Source organism: Corallococcus terminator, from assembly GCF_003611635.1.
In the GTDB taxonomy this organism is placed as follows: domain Bacteria; phylum Myxococcota; class Myxococcia; order Myxococcales; family Myxococcaceae; genus Corallococcus; species Corallococcus terminator.
Genome location: NZ_RAVZ01000494.1, coordinates 1 through 5087 on the forward strand (window position 1 = coordinate 1; position 5087 = coordinate 5087).

Here is a 5087-nt window from a genome sequence, read left to right on the forward strand (position 1 = left end):
TCCCCAAGGACTCCGCCGCCCCCCGCCCCGCCGCGAAGACGGGCACGAAGTAGGGGCTTCCTCATACGAACACCTACTTGAGGTGTTCACCGGAAGTCTTTTGACTTTGATATTCAGTATCAATATCGTCCGGCCCCATCAAACGCAGGGAGCCGCGATGCACGAGGGATGCGGGCCACAGGGAAGTGCCGGGGAGCTGCGCTGCATGTGCGGCAGCCTGCTGGCGCGGCTGGTGCCGGGCGGCGTGGAGTTGAAGTGCCGCCGGTGTCACCGGACGCAGGTGGTTCCGCTGGAGACCTCGGCCTCGGCGCCTCCGCGGGAGTCCCGCAGGGGCACCCCCGCGCCCCGGGGTGAAGGCGGCTGAGCAGACCTGGAGTGTCCGGAGCCGCGTGAGGCGCCGGAAGTGGTTGTGGTGTGTTTCCTGAGGCCCGAGGCCCTTGAGCCCAGCGCCCGACAGGCTTCCCTTTCGCGGAGGCCCCCGGCTTTCGTGCCGGGAGGACCTGGGATGCCCGGGCGTTGGTGTGGTTACGCACTGCTGAGTCTTCTGCTCTTGTCCGGCGTGGCCCGGGCGGAGGACGTGCCGTCCGTCGTGGATGGCGGCGTGGCCGAGGCGGCCCCCGCGCTCCAGACGGTGGTGGTGGATGCCGGAGTGGCCGATGAGGCCCCCGCGCTCCAGACAGTGGTGACGGGCTCTCGCAGCCAGGAGCGCGTGCGCGAATCCCCCGTGACGACGGAGGTCATCACCCGCGCGGAGATCGTCGCGAGCGGGGCGCGGGACGCCTCGGAGCTGCTCTCCGCGCGCCCGGGCCTCGTGGTGCAGCAGGGCTTCTCTGGCGCGGGGCTGTCCATGCAGGGCCTGGCGCCGGAGTACGTGCTGGTGCTGGTGGACGGCGAGCGCGTCACCGGCAAGGTGGACGGCGACGTGGACCTGTCGCGCCTGTCGATGGAGGACATCGAACAGGTGGAGATCGTGAAGGGCCCGGGGTCGGTGATGTACGGCAGTGACGCGGTGGCGGGCGTGGTGAACTTCATCACGCGCAAGGCGCAGCGGCCCCTGGGCGCGGACCTGCGGGCCGCCTACGGCACGCAAAACCGCCTGGACCTGGATGCGACGGGCGAGACGCGCGGCGACGCGTGGGGGCTGCGCATGAGCGCGGGGCTCCAGCGCCGCTCCGCGTATGACCTGGACCCGACGGACATCGGCACCTCTGGCAGCAGCCTGGATGGGTATGACGTGTCCGCGCGCGGTGACTGGCGCGGTTCGGAGAAGCTGTCGCTGGAGGGCACGGCGTCCTTCTCCCACCGCATCCAGCGCGGCGTGGACCTGGGCGCGGGCAACGCCGTCTTCGACCGCGCCACCCGCGACAACACCTTCGCCTCGCGCCTGTCGCCGTCCTGGAAGCTGGGGCAGAAGGCGATCTTGCGCACGGACCTGTCCTACGGGCACTACGAGCGCCGCTACCTGCGCGACCAGCGCAACGCCTCCGCGCTGGACTCCGTGGAGGACACGCGCGACCAGCAGGCGCGCCTGGGCGTGCAGTTGGACGCGCGGCCCGGCTCGCACGCGTTCGTGGTGGGCACGGAGTACCTGGGCGAGTGGCTGCACTCGGACCGGCTGGACGGCGGCAAGGGGCGGCGCGGGCGCGGCTCCTTCTATGCGCAGGACACGTGGACCATCTGGGAGAAGCTGGGGCTGGTCATCGTGCGGGGCGGACGGGTGGACCTGGATTCGCAGTTCGGGTTCGCGGTGACGCCCCGGGCTGCGTTGAAGGTCGACCCCCTGTCGTGGCTCACGCTTCGCGGCGGCTACGGGTGGGGCTACCGCGCGCCCAGCTTCCAGGACCTGCTCATCGACTTCGAGAACCCGTCGGTGGGCTACACCGTGCGCGGCAACCCGGACCTGAAGCCGGAGCGCTCGCGCAGCTACAACCTCAACGTGGAGGTGCGGCCCTTTCGCGACTCCGTGGTGTGGGCGGGCGTGTTCCAGCACTCGCTGCGCGACATGATCGCCGCGTCGCTCCAGTCCGAGGGCGAGGCCCTGCGCTACTCGTACATCAACATCGCCCGGGCGCGCGTGCGCGGCGGCGAATTGGGTGTGCGCCAGTCGCTGCCCGGCCGCGTCCAGGTGGAGCTGGGCTACACGCTCACCGACGGCACCGACCAGGACCTGGAGCGCCAACTGGAAGGCCAGGCGCGCCACCGTTTCACCGCGCAGGCCTCCTGGCGCTACCGCCCCTGGGGCCTGGAAGCCCTGGTGCGCGGCGCGCTCACGGGCGAGCGGCCCTTCTACCCAGATACCAACGGAGACGGTGTGGCGGATTCCTACCGTGCCAGCCCCACCGTCTCCCTGGATGCCCGTATCGCCTGGCTCATGCCAGCGGGCGGGCTCCAGCTTTTCGTCGTCGGCACGAACCTCACCGACGCGGGCAATCCAGACGACTTGCCCATTCCTCCCCGCACCCTCCAGGCCGGGGTGTCCACCCGGTTCTGAGCTGTCCCTTCCACCTTCCGTGTTTCCTGCAAGGAGTCCGCATGTTCCCCATTCCGTTCCGCCCTGGCTTCCTGGGCCGTGCCTGCGCGGCGCTGCTCGTCGCGGGCCTGAGTTCCGCTTGCGGTGACGACCTGCAACCCCAGCCGGGGCCCGGGGAGGAGGAGGACCCCGTCGTCCATCCGGAGGACAGCGCCAACCTCAAGCACCAGGACAACGGCGACGGGTCCTTCACGTCGGTCATCAACGCGACGGAGCCGACGCTGTGGGTGGGCCTGGATCTGGACATCGGCAAGGAGGTCAGCGCGACCGAGGACGCGGCCTGGGACCTGTCCTTCCAGCGCTTCGTGGTGAAGTCGCGCGGGGGTGTCAGCGGGACGGGCGGCGTGCAGGTGGCCGTGCTCGCGGACACGACGTTTGAACAGCTCACCCAGGCGCCGGCGACGGGCTGGGCCACGGATGCCGCGGACGGTGACGACGTGGACACCACGCCGGACACGGTCTTCAACTCGGCGGGCAACTGGTACCTCTACGATTTGAAGTTCCACACGCTCACGCCGCGCGCGCAGCTCTACGTCGTCCGCTCCGACCAGGGGACGTACTTCAAGGTGGAGATGCTGTCGTACTACGACGCCGCCGGGACGCCCGCGAACCTGAAGCTGCGCTGGGCGAAGGTCACCGCGCCGGCCGGGGGGCAGCCGTGATGACGACGACCCCTGCGGAGAAGTCCGTGAGCACGACCGCCGCGCTGCGAGAGCGCTGGCAGGCCTTCCGGGAGTCCCAGCCGCGCACGCGCATCCGCGACGCGGCGGAGCAGTTGGGCGTGAGCGAGGCGGAGCTGCTCGCCACCGGGCTGAACGGGGAGCTGGTGCGGCTGGAGCCGCGCTTCGACGTGCTCCTGCCCCGGCTGGAGTCGCTGGGCCGGGTGATGGCCCTGACGCGCAACGCGTCCGCGGTGCATGAGAAGAAGGGCGTCTACCGCAAGGTGGAGGTGCACGGCGCGATGGCGCTGGTGCTGGACGAGGACATCGATCTGCGGCTGTTCCTGTCGCGGTGGTGCTTCGCGTTCGCGCTGCGCGAGGACGTGTCCGGCGAGGTGCGCCGCAGCCTCCATGTGTTCGACGCGGCGGGCACCGCCGTGCACAAAATCTACCTCCAGCCGGAGGGCGACGTCGCCGCCTTCGAGGCGCTGGTGACGGAGCTGAAGCACGAAGACCAGTCCCACGTGTTGAACGTGGTGCCGGTGGCCGCGCCGGCCGTGCCCCTGCCGGATGCGGACATCGACGCGCCCGGGCTGGTGGAGGGCTGGCGGGCGCTTCAGGACACGCACGAGTTCTTCGCGCTGCTCAAGCGCTTCAAGGTGGCGCGCACGCAGGCGCTGCGGCTCGCGGGCCCGGACTTCGCGCTGCCGGTGGCGCCGGACGCGCTGGGCTGGACGCTGGAGCGTGCCGCGTCGTCGGCGCTTCCCATCATGATCTTCGTGGGCAACCCGGGGGCCATCCAGATCCACACCGGACCGGTGCGCACGGTGCGCCCCATGGGCCCGTGGATGAACGTGTTGGATCCGGGCTTCAACCTCCACGTGCGCGCGGACCACGTCCACTCCGCCTGGGTGGTGCGCAAGCCCACGCGCGACGGCACCGTCACCTCGCTGGAGCTGTTCGACCGCGCGGGAGAGAACATCGGGTTGCTGTTCGGCAAGCGCAAGCCGGGGGAGCTGGAGTCCCCGGCGTGGCGGGCGTTGATGGAAGAGCTGGGCCGGGCGCTGCCCGCGGTGGAGGTGGCGTCATGAAGCGCATGGCTTCGAAGTGGGGGCTCGTGTCCGCCCTGTTCGCCCTGTCCGTGCACGCGGCGCCGCCCGAGCCGAAGAAGGCGGAAGCGAAGGCCGCGCCGAAGCTCGTCGTCGTGGGACCTGCCATCACCCAGACGGTGTTCGCGCTGGGCGCGGGCGACCGGGTGGTGGGCGTGGACGACTCCAGCGGGGCGCTGCCGGAGGCGTCGAAGGTGCGCACGGTGGGCTACCAGCGCGCGCTGTCGGCCGAAGGGGTGCTGTCGCTGGGCGCGGGCCTGCTCCTGGGGTCGGCGGAGGCCGGGCCTCCGGCGGTGCTGGAGCAGTTGAAGCAGACGGGCATGCAGGTGGAGACGTTCTCCAACGAGCCCACGGTGGAGGCGGCGCGCGCTCGCATCCAGACCGTCGCGGACCGACTGGGCACGCCGGACCGGGGCCGGGCGCTGGTGGCGAAGCTGGACGAGGACCTGGCGCGGGCGGCTGGACGCGTGACCGCCGCGAAGGGCACGAAGCCGCCGCGCATCCTCGCGGTGTACGCGCGGGGCGCGGGCACGATGATGGTGGCGGGCTCCGGCTCCGTGGCGGACACGCTCATCCGCCTGTCGGGCGCGGTGAACGCGGTGGGGGACTTGAAGGGCTACAAGCCGCTCAGCGCGGAGGCGGTGGTGGCGGCGGCGCCGGACTTCGTGTTGCTGCCCGCGGGCTCGGTGGAGTCGGTGGGTGGGGCGGAGGGCCTTGCGAGGCAGCCCGGCCTGTCGCAGGTGAAGGGCTGGAAGCTCGTCACCGTGGACGACGTGGACTTCATGGGCC

The 5087-nt window shown here is 71.1% G+C and carries 5 protein-coding genes; all 5 read left to right on the plus strand.

The window, feature by feature from the left end; translation table 11 throughout:
* Positions 1–205: 205 nt before the first annotated feature.
* Positions 206–364, plus strand: coding sequence for a hypothetical protein (locus D7V88_RS38780; protein WP_244238627.1), 159 nt, complete (start codon positions 206–208; stop codon positions 362–364).
* Between the two features lie 141 nt (positions 365–505).
* Positions 506–2491 (plus strand): TonB-dependent receptor plug domain-containing protein, encoded by a 1986-nt coding sequence (locus D7V88_RS38785; protein WP_120545562.1) that lies wholly within the window; start codon positions 506–508, stop codon positions 2489–2491.
* A 41-nt stretch (positions 2492–2532) separates the two neighbouring features.
* Positions 2533–3192 carry an HmuY family protein gene (locus D7V88_RS38790; protein WP_120545563.1) on the plus strand — a complete coding sequence of 220 codons (660 nt, stop codon included), beginning with the start codon at positions 2533–2535 and terminating at the stop codon, positions 3190–3192.
* Positions 3192–4280: a hemin-degrading factor gene (locus D7V88_RS38795; protein ID WP_120545564.1), complete on the plus strand. Its 1089-nt coding sequence runs from the start codon at positions 3192–3194 to the stop codon at positions 4278–4280. The genes D7V88_RS38790 and D7V88_RS38795 overlap by 1 nt, the downstream gene beginning before the upstream one ends.
* Positions 4277–5087, plus strand: an 811-nt coding sequence (locus D7V88_RS38800; RefSeq protein WP_208726719.1) for a heme/hemin ABC transporter substrate-binding protein, incomplete at its 3' end; no start/stop codon positions are given. The genes D7V88_RS38795 and D7V88_RS38800, both read left to right, overlap by 4 nt.

Bases quoted from the DNA above. Each gene is read 5' to 3' on its own strand.
- D7V88_RS38780 (WP_244238627.1), top strand. From the start codon at position 206: ATGTGCGGCAGCCTGCTGGCGCGGCTGGTGCCGGGCGGCGTGGAGTTG.
- D7V88_RS38785 (WP_120545562.1), top strand. From the start codon at position 506: ATGCCCGGGCGTTGGTGTGGTTACGCACTGCTGAGTCTTCTGCTCTTG.
- D7V88_RS38790 (WP_120545563.1), top strand. From the start codon at position 2,533: ATGTTCCCCATTCCGTTCCGCCCTGGCTTCCTGGGCCGTGCCTGCGCG.
- D7V88_RS38795 (WP_120545564.1), top strand. From the start codon at position 3,192: ATGACGACGACCCCTGCGGAGAAGTCCGTGAGCACGACCGCCGCGCTG.